Annotated in this window: 18 protein-coding genes; 9 read left to right on the top strand and 9 right to left on the bottom strand. The window is 71.2% G+C overall.

All coding sequences use genetic code 11. From position 1 onward, the window contains the following. The first annotated feature begins 92 nt into the window (after positions 1 to 92). Positions 93 to 704, top strand: a complete 612-nt coding sequence (locus AC5L3X_RS03325) for a TetR/AcrR family transcriptional regulator (RefSeq protein ID WP_494855001.1) — start codon at positions 93 to 95, stop codon at positions 702 to 704. Here AC5L3X_RS03325 and AC5L3X_RS03320 read toward each other — a convergent pair. Together AC5L3X_RS03320 and AC5L3X_RS03315 are read right to left on the bottom strand one after the other, a co-directional pair. Continuing rightward, positions 682 to 1,518: a MaoC/PaaZ C-terminal domain-containing protein gene (locus AC5L3X_RS03320; protein ID WP_494855000.1), complete on the bottom strand. Its 837-nt coding sequence runs from the start codon at positions 1,516 to 1,518 to the stop codon at positions 682 to 684. The two genes, AC5L3X_RS03325 and AC5L3X_RS03320, sit on opposite strands and share 23 nt — an antisense overlap. A 1-nt stretch (position 1,519) precedes the next feature. Continuing rightward, on the bottom strand, positions 1,520 to 2,416 hold the full coding sequence (locus tag AC5L3X_RS03315; RefSeq protein WP_494854999.1) for an SDR family oxidoreductase: 897 nt from the start codon (positions 2,414 to 2,416) through the stop codon (positions 1,520 to 1,522). Positions 2,417 to 2,688: 272 nt separating this feature from the next. Here AC5L3X_RS03315 and AC5L3X_RS03310 point away from each other — a divergent pair, with 272 nt between their 5' ends. Further along, the gene (locus AC5L3X_RS03310; RefSeq protein WP_189127752.1) at positions 2,689 to 3,072 is read left to right on the top strand and encodes an acyl-CoA thioesterase; all 384 of its coding nucleotides are present in this window, start codon (positions 2,689 to 2,691) and stop codon (positions 3,070 to 3,072) included. Positions 3,073 to 3,082: 10 nt separating this feature from the next. Then, positions 3,083 to 4,276 (top strand): MFS transporter, encoded by a 1,194-nt coding sequence (locus AC5L3X_RS03305; protein WP_494854997.1) that lies wholly within the window; start codon positions 3,083 to 3,085, stop codon positions 4,274 to 4,276. Here the strand turns inward: AC5L3X_RS03305 and AC5L3X_RS03300 are convergent, their stop codons facing one another. The 4 genes from AC5L3X_RS03300 to AC5L3X_RS03285 form a co-directional block, all read right to left on the bottom strand. Then, the gene (locus AC5L3X_RS03300) at positions 4,277 to 5,782 is read right to left on the bottom strand and encodes a glycoside hydrolase family 13 protein (RefSeq protein ID WP_494854995.1); all 1,506 of its coding nucleotides are present in this window, start codon (positions 5,780 to 5,782) and stop codon (positions 4,277 to 4,279) included. A gap of 16 nt (positions 5,783 to 5,798) precedes the next feature. Then, positions 5,799 to 6,179: a globin gene (locus tag AC5L3X_RS03295; protein ID WP_189127714.1), complete on the bottom strand. Its 381-nt coding sequence runs from the start codon at positions 6,177 to 6,179 to the stop codon at positions 5,799 to 5,801. Positions 6,180 to 6,188: 9 nt separating this feature from the next. After that, positions 6,189 to 7,103: a mechanosensitive ion channel family protein gene (locus tag AC5L3X_RS03290; protein ID WP_494854994.1), complete on the bottom strand. Its 915-nt coding sequence runs from the start codon at positions 7,101 to 7,103 to the stop codon at positions 6,189 to 6,191. A gap of 518 nt (positions 7,104 to 7,621) precedes the next feature. After that, positions 7,622 to 7,906: a hypothetical protein gene (locus AC5L3X_RS03285; protein WP_189127712.1), complete on the bottom strand. Its 285-nt coding sequence runs from the start codon at positions 7,904 to 7,906 to the stop codon at positions 7,622 to 7,624. Between the two features lie 304 nt (positions 7,907 to 8,210). Between AC5L3X_RS03285 and AC5L3X_RS03280 the strand changes: the two genes are divergently transcribed. The 4 genes from AC5L3X_RS03280 (at position 8,211) to AC5L3X_RS03265 (ending at position 13,592) form a co-directional block, all read left to right on the top strand. Then, positions 8,211 to 9,737, top strand: coding sequence for an NsdA family TPR-like regulatory protein (locus tag AC5L3X_RS03280; RefSeq protein ID WP_494854992.1), 1,527 nt, complete (start codon positions 8,211 to 8,213; stop codon positions 9,735 to 9,737). Further along, a complete protein-coding gene (locus AC5L3X_RS03275; RefSeq protein ID WP_494854990.1) occupies positions 9,734 to 10,219 on the top strand; it encodes a GNAT family N-acetyltransferase in 486 nt (161 codons plus the stop codon). The genes AC5L3X_RS03280 and AC5L3X_RS03275 overlap by 4 nt, the downstream gene beginning before the upstream one ends. A 202-nt stretch (positions 10,220 to 10,421) precedes the next feature. After that, positions 10,422 to 11,687, top strand: coding sequence for a DMT family transporter (locus tag AC5L3X_RS03270; RefSeq protein WP_494854988.1), 1,266 nt, complete (start codon positions 10,422 to 10,424; stop codon positions 11,685 to 11,687). A gap of 231 nt (positions 11,688 to 11,918) precedes the next feature. After that, entirely contained in the window at positions 11,919 to 13,592 is a 1,674-nt protein-coding gene (locus tag AC5L3X_RS03265) for a tetratricopeptide repeat protein (RefSeq protein WP_494854986.1), read from the top strand. A 42-nt stretch (positions 13,593 to 13,634) separates the two neighbouring features. Here the strand turns inward: AC5L3X_RS03265 and AC5L3X_RS03260 are convergent, their stop codons facing one another. Then, the gene (locus tag AC5L3X_RS03260; RefSeq protein WP_494854984.1) at positions 13,635 to 14,543 is read right to left on the bottom strand and encodes a zinc-binding dehydrogenase; all 909 of its coding nucleotides are present in this window, start codon (positions 14,541 to 14,543) and stop codon (positions 13,635 to 13,637) included. A gap of 86 nt (positions 14,544 to 14,629) precedes the next feature. Between AC5L3X_RS03260 and AC5L3X_RS03255 the strand changes: the two genes are divergently transcribed. Further along, on the top strand, positions 14,630 to 15,271 hold the full coding sequence (locus tag AC5L3X_RS03255) for a TetR/AcrR family transcriptional regulator (RefSeq protein WP_494854983.1): 642 nt from the start codon (positions 14,630 to 14,632) through the stop codon (positions 15,269 to 15,271). A gap of 16 nt (positions 15,272 to 15,287) precedes the next feature. Next, positions 15,288 to 16,067, top strand: a complete 780-nt coding sequence (locus tag AC5L3X_RS03250; protein ID WP_494854982.1) for a hypothetical protein — start codon at positions 15,288 to 15,290, stop codon at positions 16,065 to 16,067. 49 nt (positions 16,068 to 16,116) lie between these two features. On the opposite strand, the gene AC5L3X_RS03245 is transcribed toward AC5L3X_RS03250, so the two are convergent. Both AC5L3X_RS03245 and AC5L3X_RS03240 read right to left on the bottom strand, forming a co-directional pair. After that, the gene (locus AC5L3X_RS03245) at positions 16,117 to 16,578 is read right to left on the bottom strand and encodes an NUDIX hydrolase (protein WP_494854980.1); all 462 of its coding nucleotides are present in this window, start codon (positions 16,576 to 16,578) and stop codon (positions 16,117 to 16,119) included. Between the two features lie 20 nt (positions 16,579 to 16,598). Next, the gene (locus AC5L3X_RS03240) at positions 16,599 to 17,231 is read right to left on the bottom strand and encodes a DUF47 domain-containing protein (RefSeq protein WP_189127704.1); all 633 of its coding nucleotides are present in this window, start codon (positions 17,229 to 17,231) and stop codon (positions 16,599 to 16,601) included. Positions 17,232 to 17,237 lie beyond the last annotated feature (6 nt).

Raw genomic sequence — 17,237 nt, 5'->3', positions numbered from 1 at the left:
CTCCCAGATTTTAGAATTTGCTTCTAGCAAAGAGTCGCCCCGGCGGGCTGTCAAGAACACGATTCTAGAATTTGCTCGGCTACGATGGTCCGATGGCGCGCAAGTCTTCGTGGGAGTGGAGTCGTACGGCCGAGACCCGCAAGAGCATGCTCAGGGCGGCCCGCGAGATCTTCAGTGAGCACGGCTTCGCGGAGGCCAACGTGGCCGACGTGGTGGCCCGCGCCGGGTCGAGCGTGGGCAGCCTTTACCATCACTTCGGCGGCAAGACGGAGCTGTTCCTCGCGCTGTACGAGGACCACCAGGCCGCCCACGAGGAGGCCTCGGCCTCCAGCGTGGCCAGGGCCAGGCAGACCGGCGTCGACGACCCGGTCGAGCTGCTGATCTCCGGCGCCCGGGCCTACCTCGCCGGCGCCTGGGACCGGCGCGATCTGGTCAGACTGTTCATGAACGGCGACGGCCCGCCGGGCTTCGAGCTGATCCGCCGCACCCGGGGCAGGGAGTGGGTACGCCAGAACGCCGTGCTGCTCGGCGCCGGGGGAGAGCCGCTCGACCGGTTCACCGTGGCCGTGCTGACCAGCATCATCGCCGAGGCCGCCCGAGAGGTCGCCACCAGCGACACCGAGAAGGAGGCGCAGGAGATCATCGAGGCGGCGATGACGCTGATCCGCCGCCTCGACCCGCTCAGGGGGCTGGACGGGCGCTGATCGCGGCCCGCCCCCTGTCGATCACCACGGTCCCGTCGTCCTTGGCCGTCCTGAAGAGCACGGCCGGGCCGTCCACCCAGATCGACACCGTGAGCGACTCGCCGGGGAAGACCGGGCTGGTGAACCTGCCCGACATCGCCCCGAACCTGGCCGGATCCGACCCCGCCACGGCGTGCAGCAGCGCCCGCCCGGTCACGCCGTAGGTGCACAGACCATGCAGGATCGGGCGGTCGAACCCGGCCCGTGCGGCGAACTCGGGGTCGGAGTGGAGCGGGTTGTAGTCGCCGGAGAGCCGGTAGATCAGCGCCTGGTCGGGCGTGGTCGGATAGGTCACCTTGTGGTCGGGCGCCCGCTCCGGCACGGACCAGTCGTCACGCGGGCCCCGGTCGCCGCCGAATCCGCCTTCGCCCCTGATGAAGACGGCACTGCGAGAGGTGACCACGGGCTCGCCGGTGCCGGGGTCGACGGCGAGCGACTCGCTGGTGACCAGCGCGCCGGACCCCTTGTCGTAGATGCCGGTGACCTTCGAGGTGGTCCGCACGCGGCCCGCCGGCGGCAGCTCGCGGTGCAGCTCGAAGCCCTGCTCGGCGTGGACCAGCATGGCCGGGTCGAAGTCGCCGATCCGCCGCCCGCCCGGCGCCTGCGCGGCCAGCACCGCGAACGTGGGCAGCACCCGCTGGTCCTTCTCCGTGCTGAAGACCGTCTCGCGCACGCCCGCGCCGACCCCGAGGGCGTACAGCATGGTGTCCTTGGCGGTCCACGAGCGCTCGTGCGGTGGGCTCTCGACGCCGATCGATCCGTGGTCGAGCGGCATGTCAGCTCTCCCGTCCGGGGATCTGGCCGTTGGTCAGCGCGTTGGGCGCGGCCTTGTCGACCAGGGCGGGGATGACCGCGCCCAGCTCGGCCGGGTCCCACCGGCCGCCCTTGTCCACGGCCGGGCCGGCGTGCCAGCCCTCGGCCACGCTGATCATCCCGGCCCGCACGTTGAACACCCGGCCGGTCACGCCCCGGGCCTCGGCGCTGGACAGCCAGACCACCAGCGGGGCGATGTCGTCGGGGTCGGCCGCGGCGCCGCTCGGGATGAGGCCCTCCGTCATGCGGGTGAGCGCGGCGGGGGCGACGGCGTTGACCGTCACGCCGTACCTCGCCAGTTCCTTGGCCGCGATGACGGTCAGGCCCGCGATGCCGGCCTTGGCCGCGCCGTAGTTGCCCTGCCCGGGATTGCCGTAGATGCCGGAGGAGGACGTGGTGTTGATGATCCGCGCGTCCACCGGCTCGCCGGACTTCGCCCGGCCCCGCCAGTAGGCGGCGGCGTGGCGCAGCGGCGCGAACGTGCCGCGCAGGTGCACCCTGATGACCGCGTCCCACTCCTCGGCGGTCATGTTGACCAGCATCCGGTCGCGCAGGATGCCGGCGTTGTTGACCAGCACGTGCAGGTCGCCGAAGTGGTCGACGGCCGACTGGACCAGCCGGGCCGCGCCGTCGAAGTCGGAGACGTCCTCGCCGTTGACGATCGCCTCCCCGCCCAGTGCCTCGATCTCCTCGACGACGGCCGCCGCGGCCTCCGACGATCCCGTGCCGTCGACCTCCGCGCCGAGGTCGTTGACCACGACCTTCGCGCCCTGGCGGGCGAACTCGAGCGCGTGCCCCCGCCCGATGCCCCTGGCCGCGCCCGTGACGATCACCACGCGACCTTCGACGATCCCGCTCATCTGACACCTCGATCCTTGACCGGTTGCTGATGTGAACTGGATTCTAGTATTGAAATCTAGAAATAATAGGGCCTCCTCTGATCCTGACCGGCCCGGCGGGCTTCGCGCCAGGCCTCCCGCTCCTCGTCCTCAGGAAGCCGCGGGCGGCCCGGTCGTGGTCTCGGCGCTCGACGTGCCGGCGTGCACCGCCCGGAGTAAGGGCGCCCGACCGCAACCGGTACGGTGGCGCAGTGGCACGAAACTCCCTGGCTCAGCGGCATGTCTTTCCCAGAATGGTGCGGTTCGCGGACATCGATTCGCTGGGACATGTGAATAATGTCCGGTTCTTCGACTATCTGGAGGACGCCCGGCTCGGGATGCTCCACATCGACCCGTACAAAGCGGGTGACGCCCCCTTCAAGAGCCTCGTCGTCGCCCGGCACGAGATCGACTACCGCCGCCCGCTCGGCTTCCGCGCCGAGCCGGTTCTGGTGGAGACCTGGGTGACCGAGCTGCGGCCGGTCAGGTTCACGCTCCAGTACGAGATCCGCGACGAGGACGAGGTGTTCGTGACCGCCACCTCGGTGATCGTCGCCTACGACGTGGAGCGCGCGGCTCCCCGCAGGCTGACGGACGACGAGGTCGCCTACCTCAGGCGCTTTCAGGCCGCGGGCTAGCCGCCGTGCCGTGAAGGACGCCCACCGCCGGCGCTGGCTGATGCTCGCGCTGGGGGTCAACGCCCACGCCAGCGTCACGCTCGGCCTCTTCGGCCTCCCCCTGGTCATGCCCGACATCCAGCGCTTCTTCGGCGTCTCGCTGCCCGTCGCCGGCTTCATCGGCAACGCGCCCGCGCTCGGCATCCTGCTCGCCCTCGTCCCCTGGGGCATGCTGGCCGACCGTCGCGGCGAACGGCTCGTGCTCGGCCTCGGCGTCGGGCTGGCGGCCGTGCTGCTCGCCTGCCTGACCCAGGTCACCGCGACGTGGGCGGTGATCGGCCTGCTGGCACTGGCCGGAGCGGCGGGCTCGGCCGCGATGGTGGGCGGCGGCCGGATCGTGCTCGGCTGGTTCCAGCCGCCCGAACGCGGCGTCGCCATGGGCCTGCGCCAGGTCTCCTACACGCTCGGCATGGCCGTGGCCGCGTTCGTCCTGCCGCCCGTCTCGCGGGCCCACGGCATCCCGGGCGTGCTCGCCGTCTGCGCCGCCGTCAGCCTGCTGGCCGCCGTGCTTGCCGGGCTGTTCCTGGCCGACCCGCCGCACACGGTCTCCGGCACCCGGCCGCCGCCGGCCGCCTCGCCGTACCGGCAGGTCACGCTCTGGCGGGTGCACGCCACCAGCGCACTGCAGGTGGTGCCGCAGATCGCGATCAGCACGTACGGCGTCACCTGCCTGGTCGGCGTCTACCACTGGGACGTCGTGCACGCCGGACAGCTGTTCGGCGTGGCCGCGATCGGCGGCGCGGTGGCACGCGTCGCGGTGGGCCGCTGGTCCGACCGCTCGGGCCTGCGGATGGCGCCCATGCGAATCCTGACGTGCGGATCGCTGGCCGTGCTCGCGCTGCTCGTGCTGGGCACGGCCACGCGGTCCTGGCTCGGCCCCGTCATGCTCGCCCTGGCCGCGCTGATGACCGTGGCCGGCAACGGCCTGGCCTACCTCGCCGCGGGGGAGCTGGCCGGGCCCGGCTGGGCCGGGCGGGTGCTCGGCACCCACAACACGCTGCAGAACAGCGTCGCCCTGGCCGCCGCCCCGCTGGCCGGGCTGCTCATCACGAGCGTGGGCTACTGGGCCGGGTTCGCCGCGGGGCTGGCCTGCACGCTGCTCTCGCTGCCCGTCATCCCCGCCCGCGGCGAACCGAACGCCCATGTCGTGCCACGGCCGCCGTGATCAGCCGGTGCGCAGCCAGACCGCGGTGTCGGGCGGCAGCATCTTCCCTTCCAGCGGGCCGCTCGCGATCAGCGCCCGGTCGTGCGGCGGCAGTCGTACGGGCTCCACACCGCAGTTGATGGCGCAGGTCAGCGGCCCACGGGTGAAGAAAAGCGCATCCGGGGTGGAATCCAGCCACTCGATGGTGTAAGGAATCGATCCCGCCAGTTCGCGACGGCAGGCCAGCGCCCTGCGGTAGAACTCCAGCGTCGACGCGGGGTCGCCGGTCTGGGCCTCGACGCTGAGCGCCGCGAAGTCCGGCGGCTGGGGCAGCCAGGGCCGCGCTCCGTCGGGGGAGAACCCGTGGGACGCCCCGCCGGACGACCACGGCAACGGCACCCGGCAGCCGTCGCGGCCGGGCAGCGTGCCATCCGACTGGAGGAAGACCGGGTCCTGGCGCGCCTCCGCCGGCAGATCCAGCACCTCGGGCAGGCCCAGCTCCTCCCCCTGGTAGAGGTAGGCCGAGCCGGGCAGCGCCAGCATGGCGAGCAACGCCGCCTTCGCCCTGGCGAGACCGAGGCCGGGCTCGGTCGCCTCGTAACGGGTGCGGTGCCGTACGACATCGTGGTTGGACAGCACCCAGGTGGCGAACGGGACGGTCGCCAGGGTGTCGTCGATCACCTTCCGGAACGCCGTCGCCGACCAGGGAGCCTGCAGCCAGGCGAAGTTGAAGCTCTGGTGCAGCTCGTCCGGGCGGACGTACAGCGCGAGGTCGGCCAGGTCGTCGGTCCACACCTCGCCCACGGCCATCCGCTCGCCCGGATACTCGTCGAGCAGCTTGCGCCAGGCCCGGTAGACGTCGTGCACCTCGGGCCGGCCCCAGATCGGCGAGACCGCCTTGAACGACTGGTCCTTGACGTCCGGCAGCCCCTCCTCCTTGTAGAGGCCCATCGCCACGTCGATCCGGAACCCGTCGACGCCTCTGTCGAGCCAGAACCGCAGGACGTCGAGGAACTCGTCGTGGACTTCGGGGTTGCGCCAGTTGAAGTCGGGCTGCCCGGGGGCGAACAGGTGGAGGTACCACTGCCCGTCGGGCAGCCGGGTCCACGCCGGGCCGCTGAACGTGGACTGCCAGTTGTTGGGCTCGTCACGGAAGAGGTAGCGGTCGCGGCCCTCGCCACGCAGCGCCGCCTGGAACCAGGGATGCTCGGCGGAGCTGTGGTTGGGCACGACGTCCACGAGCACCTTCAGCTCGTGCGCGTGCGCCTCGGCGACCAGCTCCTCGAAGTCGGCCAGCGACCCGAATAACGGGTCGACGTCGCGGTAGTCGGCGACGTCGTAGCCGCCGTCGGCCATCGGGGACGGGTAGAAGGGCGTCAGCCAGATGGCGTCGACCCCTAGCTCGCGCAGGTAGGGGAGGCGCTGCCGGATGCCGGCCAGGTCGCCGACGCCATCACCCGAGGCGTCGGCGAAGCTGCGAACGTAGATCTCATAGACGACTGCGTCACGCCACCAGGGGATAACCATGTGGCGGTCATGCCCGCTATGTCGGGGAGTTCACCAAACTGTGGGCCGCGTTGACGAGATAGGTCCAGAGCCGGCTCTCCAGCTCCTCGGGAAGGTCCAGCGAGTCGACCCCGTCACGCATGTGCTTGAGCCACGCCTCGCGCTCGGCCTCGCCGATCACGAACGGCACGTGCCGCATGCGCAGCCTCGGATGGCCCCGCTCCTGGCTGTAGGTATTGGGGCCGCCCCAGTACTGGATCAGGAAACCCCGAAGCCGGTCCTCGGCACCTGTGAGGTCTTCCTCCGGATAGAGCGGGCGCAGCAGCGGGTCCTTCGCGACGCCCTCGTAGAAACGGTGAACGAGGCGGCGGAAGGTCTCCTCGCCCCCGACAGCGTCGTAAAAGGAGGTTTCAGTCACGCCCCAAGCCTATGCGTTGGGGACCATGGCGATGCCCGCGGAGTCGAGCGCCAGCTTGACCCGGTACCTGAGCTCCCGGGCCACCTCGGCCTGCTTGGCGGGCAGTGTCTTGACCGAGATGCGGAACACCAGCCTGCTGTCGGACAACTGCTCCACGCCGAACACGTCGGGGCGCTCCACGATCACCGTCTGGCGGAACTCAGGGTCGTCCCAGAGCTCGTCGGCCACCTTCGCCAGCATGTCGCGCACCGCCGCGATGTCGGTGGCGTAGCCGACCGGCACGTCGAGGTAGGCGCGCGACCAGCCCTGCGACTCGTTGCCGACCCGGGTGATGGTGCCGTTGCGGACGTACCAGACGCGGCCGTCGGAGTCGCGCAGCCGGGTGACGCGCAGGGTGACCGCTTCCACCGTGCCGATCGCGGCGCCCACGTCGACCACGTCGCCCACGCCGTACTGGTCCTCCATCAGCATGAACATGCCCGCGATGAAGTCCTTGACCAGCTCCTGCGCGCCGAAGCCGACGGCGACGCCGAGGATGCCGACACTGGTCAGCAGGGGAGCGATGGGGATCGTCAGCCGGTCGAGCACGGTCAGCACCGTGGTGCCGAGGATGACGATCGTGGCGACGTGCCTGAGCACCGAGCCCATCGTCTCGGCTCGCTGCTTGCGGCGTTCGTGCAGCAGGGCGTCGATGCCCTCGGTGGCCGCGCCCTTGCGCCAGCGGGTGGCGATCGAGCCGGTGTTGGCCGCGCGGTTGACCACCTTGGTGATCAGCCGGTGCACGATGTTGCGGATGACGAACCCGAAGACCACGATCAGCAGGATCGTGATGGCGCTGGCGGCGATGGGCGCCCAGGTGGCGCCGTTGAACAGGTTGGCGAACGTGGAGCAGAGGAGCGTGTCGTCCTGACAGATCGTCGCCATCTGCTGGCCCACCTTGTCCAGGTCGAGAAGCTCGTCGCTCGGGCTTGGGCTCGGGCTCGGACTCGGACTCGGCGATGGGGTGGCGGTCGCCAGCATGATCACGGGGTGAAGCCCTCTCCGTAAAGCGATTCGGTCGGCGGTTCTCTGGGCCTATTTTGGCCCAGGGAATACCGCCGACCGAACCGGCCGCCGTCACATCACGCCGGGGAAGACGGGGTCGTCAGGGTTTCGTGGCCGCGGAGGGCGAGATCCTGACGCTCCGGTGACGTACGGCTCGGACGGGACACGCACCCGGAAGCATGTCCCGCGCCGTTCTGGGGAGTGGGTCGCCCACCGGAGGGCGGGCTCGTTCCGTACGGCTCGCCGGCCGTACGCGCCTCTGATCGGTTCCTGGGCCGGAACCGGCGGGATGACCAGGACCCCGGAGGCCCTCCGCACCGATCACCCCGCCGGCTCCCTGGGGCCGCAGCGGTCGCGGTGAGCCGTGGTGGCTGCGCTCCACCAGGGTCACCGCCCTGTCATTCCCCCACTGCGGCGAGCACGCGCGCGACCTTCGTCGCGGCACCGGCAGGGTCGTCGGCCGTGTGCATCCGCTCGCCCCACGACCAGCAGTACCACCAGTCGGGGAGGTCGGAGACCGCGGTCGGCCGACAGGTGACGTTCTCGGAGAGGCTCGTCGCGTTCGGATTTATCACCCGCACGAACAGCCGTCCGCTCTGGGTCCGGACCACCCGTGCGAGCAACCCGCGTGCGCCGAGCTCTGAGACCAGACGCTCGAGGTGCCCGAAATTGTCGTCCCCCACCTTTCGTCCCTCCCTTGAATCGCTAGTGGTGGGCCCAAGATGACTCACTTCGGTTCGCTACGCAATGCTGCCCCCGTATGCACAGGGAGTCGCTATCTCCCTCATGGGATGTAAGAAACAGTCCGCCGGAGGACGATCCTTATCCGTAAACTTCTGGCGGGCGTTTTCTTCCAGTCAACACTGGTTCATAGTCTTAGGTAGTCACAGCGCAACGTGCAGGCTACGCTCAGTCATCGGTAGCGGACCGGTAGGTACGTGTGTGAGAGGGGCCGGGATGTCCGGCAGGCAGCACAGGGAAACTGAGATGGCACGGCGGATCCGGGCCAGGGGCCTGGCCGTCGGCCGCACCGCCGCGCAGATCGCTGAAGAGATCCACGAAGCGTGCTCGCCGCAGTTCGGCACCACGAAGATCAAGAGTCATCGGCTCTCTCACGGCATCGCGCTGGCTGACGTGATCGAGCAGGTGAGAGCCCTGTTCGAGCGTGACTCCAAGGGCCCGCCCGGCATCGGCGAGACGCTGTTGTCGGCCTACGAGAGCGGTCTGAAGCGGCCGGGCCCCGAATACCTCCACTACCTGTGCTCCGTCTACCGCGTCGAGCCCACGGTGCTCGGCTACGACGGTCCGTGCATCTGCGGTCACGGGCACCGGATGCCCGGCGTGGTCGGCGGCGACGTCGTCGAGCGGCCCGGCCCGTCCACGCCGGTGCGTGACCTGCTGGCCCCCGACCGCGACGAGCCTCGGCCCGACAACGAGGAGGACGAGAACGTCCTGCGGCGCACCCTGCTGCAACTCCTGGCCAACAACCCCGACGCCAGGCTCGACGGGCCGGTGCTCGGCGCGATCGAGGGCATCAGGCGGCGGATGGACGACACGCTCGTCTCGGCCACGGTGTCCGCCGCCATGCTCGACCAGTGGGAGGAGGCCACCCTCAGCTTCGGCCGGCAGTATTCGACCACCGCCCCTCTCCGCCTGCTCTGCGACGTGCTGCTGGAGCTGAGCGCCGTGCGCAGCGCCATGTCCTGCCGCCAGCCGATCGACCTGCAGGAACGCCTGTGCCGGATGAGCGCCCAGTTGTCCGGGCTGAGCGGCATGATCATGATCAATCTGGGTGACCACCGGCTGGCCCGCTCGTTCTTCCGTACCGGCCGCACCGCCGCCGACGAGACCGGCGACCGCGCGCTGCGCGCCTGGGTGACCGCCCGCGAGGCGCTCGTCCCGCTCTACTACGGAGACGCCCGCGAGGCGCTCAACCTCGCCAAGAAGAGCCGCGACCTGGCCGGCCAGACCCCCTGCGCCGCCCAGGCCATGGCCCCGGTCGTCGAGGCCCGCGCACTGGCCATGCTGTCGGGCACCGACAGCAAGAAAGAAGTCGTCGACCAGGCCAAACGCGCTCTCGCCCGCGCCCGCAACGCCTTCACCCACATGAAGAGCAACGAGCAGGAGGACATGGCCTTCGGCTATACCGAGCGCCAGCTCTACTTCTACCAGGGCGACGTGCTGACCAAGCTGGGCCAGACCCTGGAGGCCGAGGTCGTGCTCGACCAGGCCCTCGACAAATACCAGGACCACATCCTCGACCAGACGCTGATCAGGCTCGACCGCGCCCAGTGCCGCCTGATCGAGGGCGACCTCACCGACGCCCTCGACATCGGCACCAAGGCGCTGGCCATGCTCGGCCCCGAATACCGCACCGACTTCATCATGCGCCCGGCCCTCGCGCTGGAGCAGGCCATTCTCGCGCGCGACAAGCACCACCCCGGCCTGGTCGCCTTCCAGGCCCAGCTCCGCCCGCCGGTGGCCGCCCGCGGCGAGGGGAGTGGCGGTGCATGACGCTGACGATCCGGCGCTATCGCTGGTCTGACCTCGACACGATCCTCGCCCTGCACCAGATCAGCCTCGCCGAGGTGGGCCTCGCCCCCGGCGACGGCGTCTACTATGACGACGACTTCCCGCGCATCCAGGAGCTCTACCTGGCCTGCGGCGGTGACTTTCTCGTCGGCGAGGTGGGCGGGCGGGTCATGGCCATGGTCGGGCTGCGGCCCATCGACTCCGAGACGGCCGAGCTGTGCCGGCTCCGGGTCCATCCGGCGTTCCAGCGGCGCGGCTTCGGCACCGCCATGCTCGCCGCCATCGAGAGCAGGGCGGTGGAGCTCGGCTTCCAGGGCCTGCGCGGCGACACCACGACCCGGCAGGAGGCCGCCCTGGCGCTCTACGAGCGGCACGGCTGGCGTGAGATCTCCAGGTGTCCGTTGGGTGACAACGTCGTGGTCTACCTGGCGAAGCGGCTCGTGCCCGCCGCCGTCGACCACTGACGGTCCCCTTGGTTCCCGCCCGCGTTACCTGCGGAAAGCCGGAGCGATGGCGGACATTCGACAGTAATGGCCGGTTCGGCGACGATCGCGGATAGGGATGTACGAACCTGCGGGTGAGGCACTTACCTCCGAGTGGTAGAGGAACATCACCGGCTGCTGGCTGTACATCCCTGGCTGCGTTTTGTAGTGAGATGCTTCGGCCATGGCAGTCGTGCCCGCTCCCCGACCCCTCCTGGGAGCCGTGCTTCTGTTGTTCGTCAGCGCCGCTTGGGGGTCGGCGTTCCCGCTGATGAAAGATCTCATCCTCCGGTTACCGGTCGAGGACCTGCTGGCCGAGCGCTACACGATCGCGGCGCTGACGCTGCTCGCGCTCCGGCCCAGATGCCTGCGGAGGCTGCCATGGCGCACGTGGGGCAACGGGGCGCTCCTTGGCGTCATGTTCGGCGTCGGGCAGACGTCCCAGGCGATCGCGCTGGAGAACCTGCCGTCGGCGGTGTCGGGGTTCGCCGTCGGTTGCAGCGTGGTGATCACTCCGCTGCTGGCCCTGGTCCTGTTCCGGACCCGGCTCCTGTTCCGGGTCTGGGTGGGGGTCGGGCTCGCGCTGGCGGGCATGACGGTGTTCACGCTGCTGCGCGGGGTCGACGACCAGGAGATCTCGATGCTGGCGCTCGGCATGACGCTCTGCGCGGCGGCGCTCTACGCCGGGCACACGCTGCTGCTCGCCTGGTTCTCGCGCTCGGGCAAGGCCTTCGACGCGTACGCGCTGACCGTCATCCAGTTGGCCACCATCGGCATCATGAACGGCGCCTTCGCGGTCCGCGACGGCGTCGACCTGCCGGAAACGGGGTCCGACTGGGCCATCCTGGCGCACCTGTCGGTCGTGTCCTGCGCCCTGGGCTTCCTGGCTCGTTCGTACGCCCAGGCGTACGTGTCGGCCGTGCCCAGCGCGGTGCTGATGTCGTCGCAGCCGCTGTGGGTGACGGTCATCGCGGTCATCTGGTTCCACGAGCCGCTCGGCTGGAGCATGATCGTGGGCGGCACGCTGATGGCGGGCGCGATGCTGCTGGCCGTGCCGGCGGTCGGCGCCTCGGCGCCGGTCAAGCCCGCGGACACCCGCGACCGCGACCTGCTCGCCGTGTCGCGGCAGGCGTCGAAACGGCTGGCCGACCTGAAGATCAAACGGACCGATCCGCTGAAGCTGGGCGTCGAACCTCCGCCGTTCATCGCGAAGAGCGCCTGTGTGCAAGACCGGCCGTGCCAGTGGGACACGCATTCGATCAAAGGCGCCAGAGAGCCCAGCCTGGAGAGGCTGATCGAAAGGGCCACTCTCATCGTCCGGGCGCGCAACATGCCCGGTCCCGGCTGCTGCCGGTCGATCACGCTCCTGGGGCGTTGTCTCTGCGACCTCCTGGAGGAGTCCGAGCAGGCCAGACAGGCGGCGAAGCCCTGCTGGTTTCGTTTCCGGTAGGCAGCTCGCCGTGGCCGAATAGTAGGCGCTTTTCGGCATTTAGCATCGCACTTATTAGTCGCGAAACTTGATAATCGGTGAAGTGTCCGAATAATGGGGCTTATCCCCGCGCGGAAGGCGCATCATGAAACGTATTCTCGTTCGAAAGCCGGGCATGGCGAAGCTCACCGGGACCTCCAGCGTCATCCACAAGGGATGACCGAGGGCGGGTCTCACCTCAAGGCTCAGGGCGTGCCGGACGCCCGATCCGGGGCCGTGCGGTTGCTGATGCCGATGATCGACGGGCATCGGGGACCGCGCGGCCCCTACACGGTGGGATCGGCGTTGCTGCACCACCTCGTTCCCCCGGCTCTGGAACGTTCCCCCGGCGAGGTGGCGGCGCACGACATCGAGATCCGGGCCGTCGCGCCCGGTCTGAGAGATCGGGTGGCCGTCCGGAGGGTCACCGTCGACGCGGACCTGCCCGACGAGGAGCGCATCCTCGTGCCCGCGCCCCGGCGTACGCTGCGGCTGGCCAACGGGGTCACGGAGTTCGTGCGCGCGGTGGTGCCCGCCGGCCGGACGCTGGTGGTGTGCAACGGCGCCGAGGCCGACCCGACGGACACCGAGCTGCTGGAGGTGATGGCGCGCAGGATCCCGCCACGGCTGCTGACGATCGTGGTCCAGCCGGACGGGCCGCGACCTCCCGACGACGCGCGCGACGCCGGCACGCTGTGGGAGCTGGTCGACCGGTGTGTGCGCGAGGGGTTCCTGCACGCGGTGGTGGAGCTGGGCAGGCGTGGGCTGACACGCACCGAGCCTGGTGGCCCGCCGTGGTGGCGCTTCGCCCAGCGCACCGCGACCGCGCTCGGCGGGCTCGGCCGCGTCCACGAGGCCCGCGAGGTGTGGGGACGCGTACGCCGGGCGAGCCAGGATCCGGCCATGCACGCCGCCGCCGCGTACGGCATGGCGATGCTCGAAGCCCGTCACCCCGACCCCGCGCGGCGCGACCTCGCCGCGGCCCGGGGCTGGATCAACGAGGCCATCGCCATCTCCGGGCTGTTGCCCGACCCGGTGGAGCGGGCGTTCAAGCTGGGTTTCGACCGCAACGGGCTGGCGCTGATCGAGCTGCGCGAAGGCCGCCGGGCGGCCGCGCTCGCGCTGGTGGAGTCGGCCCTGGAGCTGGCCCGCGAGCTGGGAGAGCGGCATCCCGTGCACCGGATGGTGCTGCTGGCCAACCGCGCCCGGTTGCTCGCCGGGTTCGGGCGGGTCAAGGAGGCGCTGGACGACTACGCGGCGGCGATCGCGATCGACCCGATGTTCCCCGACCACCACCTGGACCGGGGCAACCTGCTGGTCAAGCTCGGCCGCCACGACGAGGCGCTGGAGGACTACGAGTGCGCCATGCGGGCCGGCCCGCCGCTGCCCGAGGCCCACTACAACCGGGCCGAGCTGCGGATCACGCGAGGTGACCTCGACGGCGCCCTGGCCGACCTGGACAGGGTGATCGACCTCGATCCGAGCTACCTGGACGCTCGCGTCAACCGGGCCGGACTGCTGGCCGGGCTGGACCGCGACGAGGAGGCCAGGGCCGAGGTGACGGCCGGGCTGGCGCTGGCGCCCGGCGACCCCCACCTGCTGGTGGTGCTCGGTCAGCTGGAGACCGCCGCCGGGCGGCTGGAGGAGGCCCGCCGGGCGCTCGACCGGGCCGTCGAGGCGGCTCCGTCTCTGGCGTCGGCCTGGGGGAGCCGGGGCGTGCTGCGCTTCGCGGAGGGGGATCCGGAGGGCGCGCTGGAGGATCTGTCGCGGGCCATCGGCCTCGAACCGATGCCGGACCTGTACGCCAACCGCGCGGTCGCGCTGCGCGCGCTGGGCCGGACGGCGGAGGCCGACGCCGACGAGGAACGCGCGTCGCGACGGCCTTGACGACGTGCCGGGTCAGCGCGTGCCGGGTCAGCGCGTGCCGGGTCAGCGCGTGCCGGGGAGGAGCAGGGTCTTGCCGGTCACCGTGCGCGCCTCGATGGCGGCGTGAGCCTCGGCCGCCGACTCCAGCGGCAGGACGAGGCCGATCGTGGGCCGCAGGCGCCCCTCGGCCGCCGCGGTCAGCGCCTCCCGGGCCAGCTCGCGGAGGTCGGCGTCCGGCCAGGGCGCCTCGGTCACCCGGGGGGCAGGGGTGGTCATCGGGCCGCCCGCCATGCCGTACGCACTCAGCCGGCCTCCGTCGCGAAGCAGACCCTGCGCCGCCGCGCCGATGTCACCGCCCACACCGTCGAACACCACGTCGAGCTCCCCGGCCACGGCACGTACCCGGTCGACCCAGGCGGGGTCGGTGTAGTCGACGGTGACCTCGGCCCCCAGCTCCTCGGCGAGCCGCCGCTTCGCCGGGCTGCTCGCCGCGCCCACCACGCGCGCTCCCGCGGCGGCGGCGAGCTGGACGAGCAGGCCGCCGACACCCCCGGCGGCCGCCTCGACCAGCACCCACTCGCCGGGCCGTGGCGAGGCGGCGCGCATGAGGCCGACGGCGGTGCGCCCGTCGGCCAGCAGCGCCACCGCGTGCCGCGGTGACAGGCCCTCGGGGATCGCGATCAGGTCGTCCGCGTCGGCCACCGCGAGGTCCGCGTAGCCGCCCGAGCCGCCCAGGGTGCTCACCACCTGGGCGCCGGTGCCGGGCACGACGCCCGCGACCCCGTTGCCCAGGATCACCGGCAGCTCGACGCGGCGCGGGCCGCGATCGGCCCGCAACTGCGTCTCGACGAACGTGATGCCCGCCGCCGCCACCTCGATCAGCACCTGGCCGGGCCCCGGGACCGGGTCGGGCACCTCCTCCACGAGCAGCGCTTCAGGTCCGCCGTATTTCCTCAACACCACCGCGCGCACGATGAGACCTCCTTAATCGGAGCGATCTGCTCCGATAGGAATCTATATCGGAGCGTCTCGCTCCGCAACGCGGTTATCCTGACCCCATGAGTACGCCAGGCGCGGGCAGGCGAGGCAGACAGGCCGAGGCCGCCAGGAACGACCTCCGGCTGCTGGAGGCCGCCCACGAGGTGTTCACCACGCAGGGCTTCGACGCGCCCGTGTCGGCCATCGCCCGGCGCGCCGGCGTCGGCATGGGCAGCCTCTACCGCCGCTACCGCACCAAGGAGGAGCTGCTCCAGCGCCTCTGCGTCATCGCCATGGAGCGCGTCGTGTCGGCGGCCGAGGACGGCCTGGCCCACCCGGAGCCCTGGGAGGGGCTGGCGCACTACATACGGACCTGCGTGGGCTTCGGATCGGGCGCGCTCGCCCCCGTCGCCGGCACCATCGAGGTCACCGAGGAGATGGGGGCCACCTTCCGCCGGGCCAGCGAGACGGCCGACCGGCTGGTGGGCCGGGCCCGCGAGGCCGGCGTGCTCAGGGACGACGTGACCGCGCTGGACATCTCGCTGCTCATCGAGCAGTTCAGCCGCCCCGCGCCCGGCCCGCCCAGCGAGCGGCACCGGCCCATCAAGCGGCGCCTGCTGACCATCGCCCTCGACGGCCTGCGCGCCCCCGGGGCCACCCCGCTCCCGGACGACCCGCCGGACCTCGACTGGTACGAAGGTCGCTGGCGGACCGGTACGTAGGACTACGGTGGGACGCGTGGGTTTCGACGAGCTGCTACGCGATCTCCAGCAGGGAGCCAGCGCCCAGGCCGCGGGCATCAGCCGCGGCTACGGCGGGCCGCCCGCCCGTTCCGTGAGCGTCAAATCCGGCCTGGCCCGGCTGCGCTGCGCCTCGCTGCTCAAACCGCTGTACGCGTGGGTGACGGCCGGCCACATCCCCGACGACGAGCGCTGGCGGCGGCACGCCGAGCCCGCGGTGGTGGTCTCCTCCAACACCGACACCCTCAACCTGTGGCTCGCCGTGGGCCCCCGCGTCATCCTTGACGACCTCTACCAGCGCACCGGCGTGGTCTGGACACCGCCCAACGGCGACCCGTCGAGATTCGGCTCCGTCGAGGTGGCCGCCGACGAGGTCGCCACCGCCTACGCCGCGCTCGCCCAGTCGGCCGTCGCGGGCGACCCGGTGGCGGCGACCGTGCTCGAGTGGATGCGCCAGGTCGAGGGCGCGCAGACCTTCGGCACCCGGGAGGCCCTGGCCGCCCCCGAGGCCGGGATCAAGTGCGGCTGGTACGGCGCGCCCGAGGAGAGCTGCCTGCGCACCCACGCCGTGGCCGTGCTGCCGAGAGGCGGCACCCGCGCCACGGTCGTGGTGGGCATGACCGCCCAGCCCTACACCGACGAGCGCGAGCGTGACATCTACCAGGCCAGAGTGGGCGAGGGATTGCCGGTCGAGACCGAGCACGAGGCGGTCGCGGGGCCCCTGCTGCGCCGGCTGATGGCCACCACCCTGGCCGAGCTGGGCCAGCGGGCGTCATGACGGGCCGACGGCGAGCCACCAGGGGCGACCGCGCGGGTCAATGCGCGGGTCACCGTCCGGGCGGGCGGGCAGGTCGGCGCCGGCCGGTGAGCTCGGCCACCACCTCGGCCAGCTCGGGCGGCTCGACCCGGTCCGGCATGCTCTCCAGCCACGCGTAGCCGAGATAGGCCGCGCTCTCCTCCGGCGTCAGCTCACCCGGGTCGACCTCCGGGCTGGACTCCTCGAACCGCGCCAGATAGAACGGCTCGGTCTTCACGTACCGCACGCCGAGCCACCGGAAATCGCGACGCACCTCGACCCAGACGTCCTCCACGGCCGAGCCGGACAGCCCGGTCTCCTCGGTCAGCTCACGCCTGGCCGCGTCCAGCGCCGTCTCACCCGGCTCCAGCCCGCCCCCCGGCGGCTCCCAGCTGGTCTCGCCGCTCACCCGGTCATGCCAGTGCATCAGCAGCACCCGGCCCTGCCCGTCGAGGCAGACCACTCGCGCCGCGCGCCGATCGTTATCCTCCACCCATCTCACCTTTCGCGGGGTCAGCGTTTCATGGCGCCATCAGCGATGGCGTCGGCCGCCTCGCCGATGGCCATGCCGACGATCTCCAGCCGCCGCACCAGCTCACGCTCCTTCATCGCGTCGGCCGTCAGCTCGCCGGAGAAGATGCGGGAGATCTCGTACTGGTACATCCGCCTGATCGCGCCGCCCGTCTTCTTCGCCTCCAGGGCGTCGTGCACCACGGCCGACGGGCGCGAGGCGAAGTCGCGCACGGCGTTCTCCAGCGCGTCGATGCCGGTGATGACCTGGTCGAGCAGTGGGGTGAACCGGATCTGGTCGGGCACCCGGTAGAGATGCGACTCGCGGACGAAGTCGCGCAGCGAGTCGAGCACGTCGTCGATCGAGCGCGAGAGCCGGAACAGGTCCTCGCGGTCGATGGGGGTGACGAGCGCGGTGCGCAACTCCTCGACCAGGCGGCGGCGCTCCTCGTCGCCGAGGTGCTCGATCGCGCGCATCTGCTCGTGCGCGCCCGTCCGGCCGACCTCACCACCGATCATGGCCATGGCCAGCCACGCGCCCTCCTTGGTGGCTTCGAGCTGCCCCAGCAGGGCCTCGGTCAGCGCGCTGTCCATGCGTCCGGTCATCAGATCGCGGATGCGTCGAAGTCGCTTCATCGGGCT

It is taken from the genome of Nonomuraea sp. CX421, from assembly GCF_059358955.1.
The sequence above is the reverse complement of the archived record's forward strand: the minus strand, read 5'-3'. Positions and strand labels throughout refer to the sequence as shown.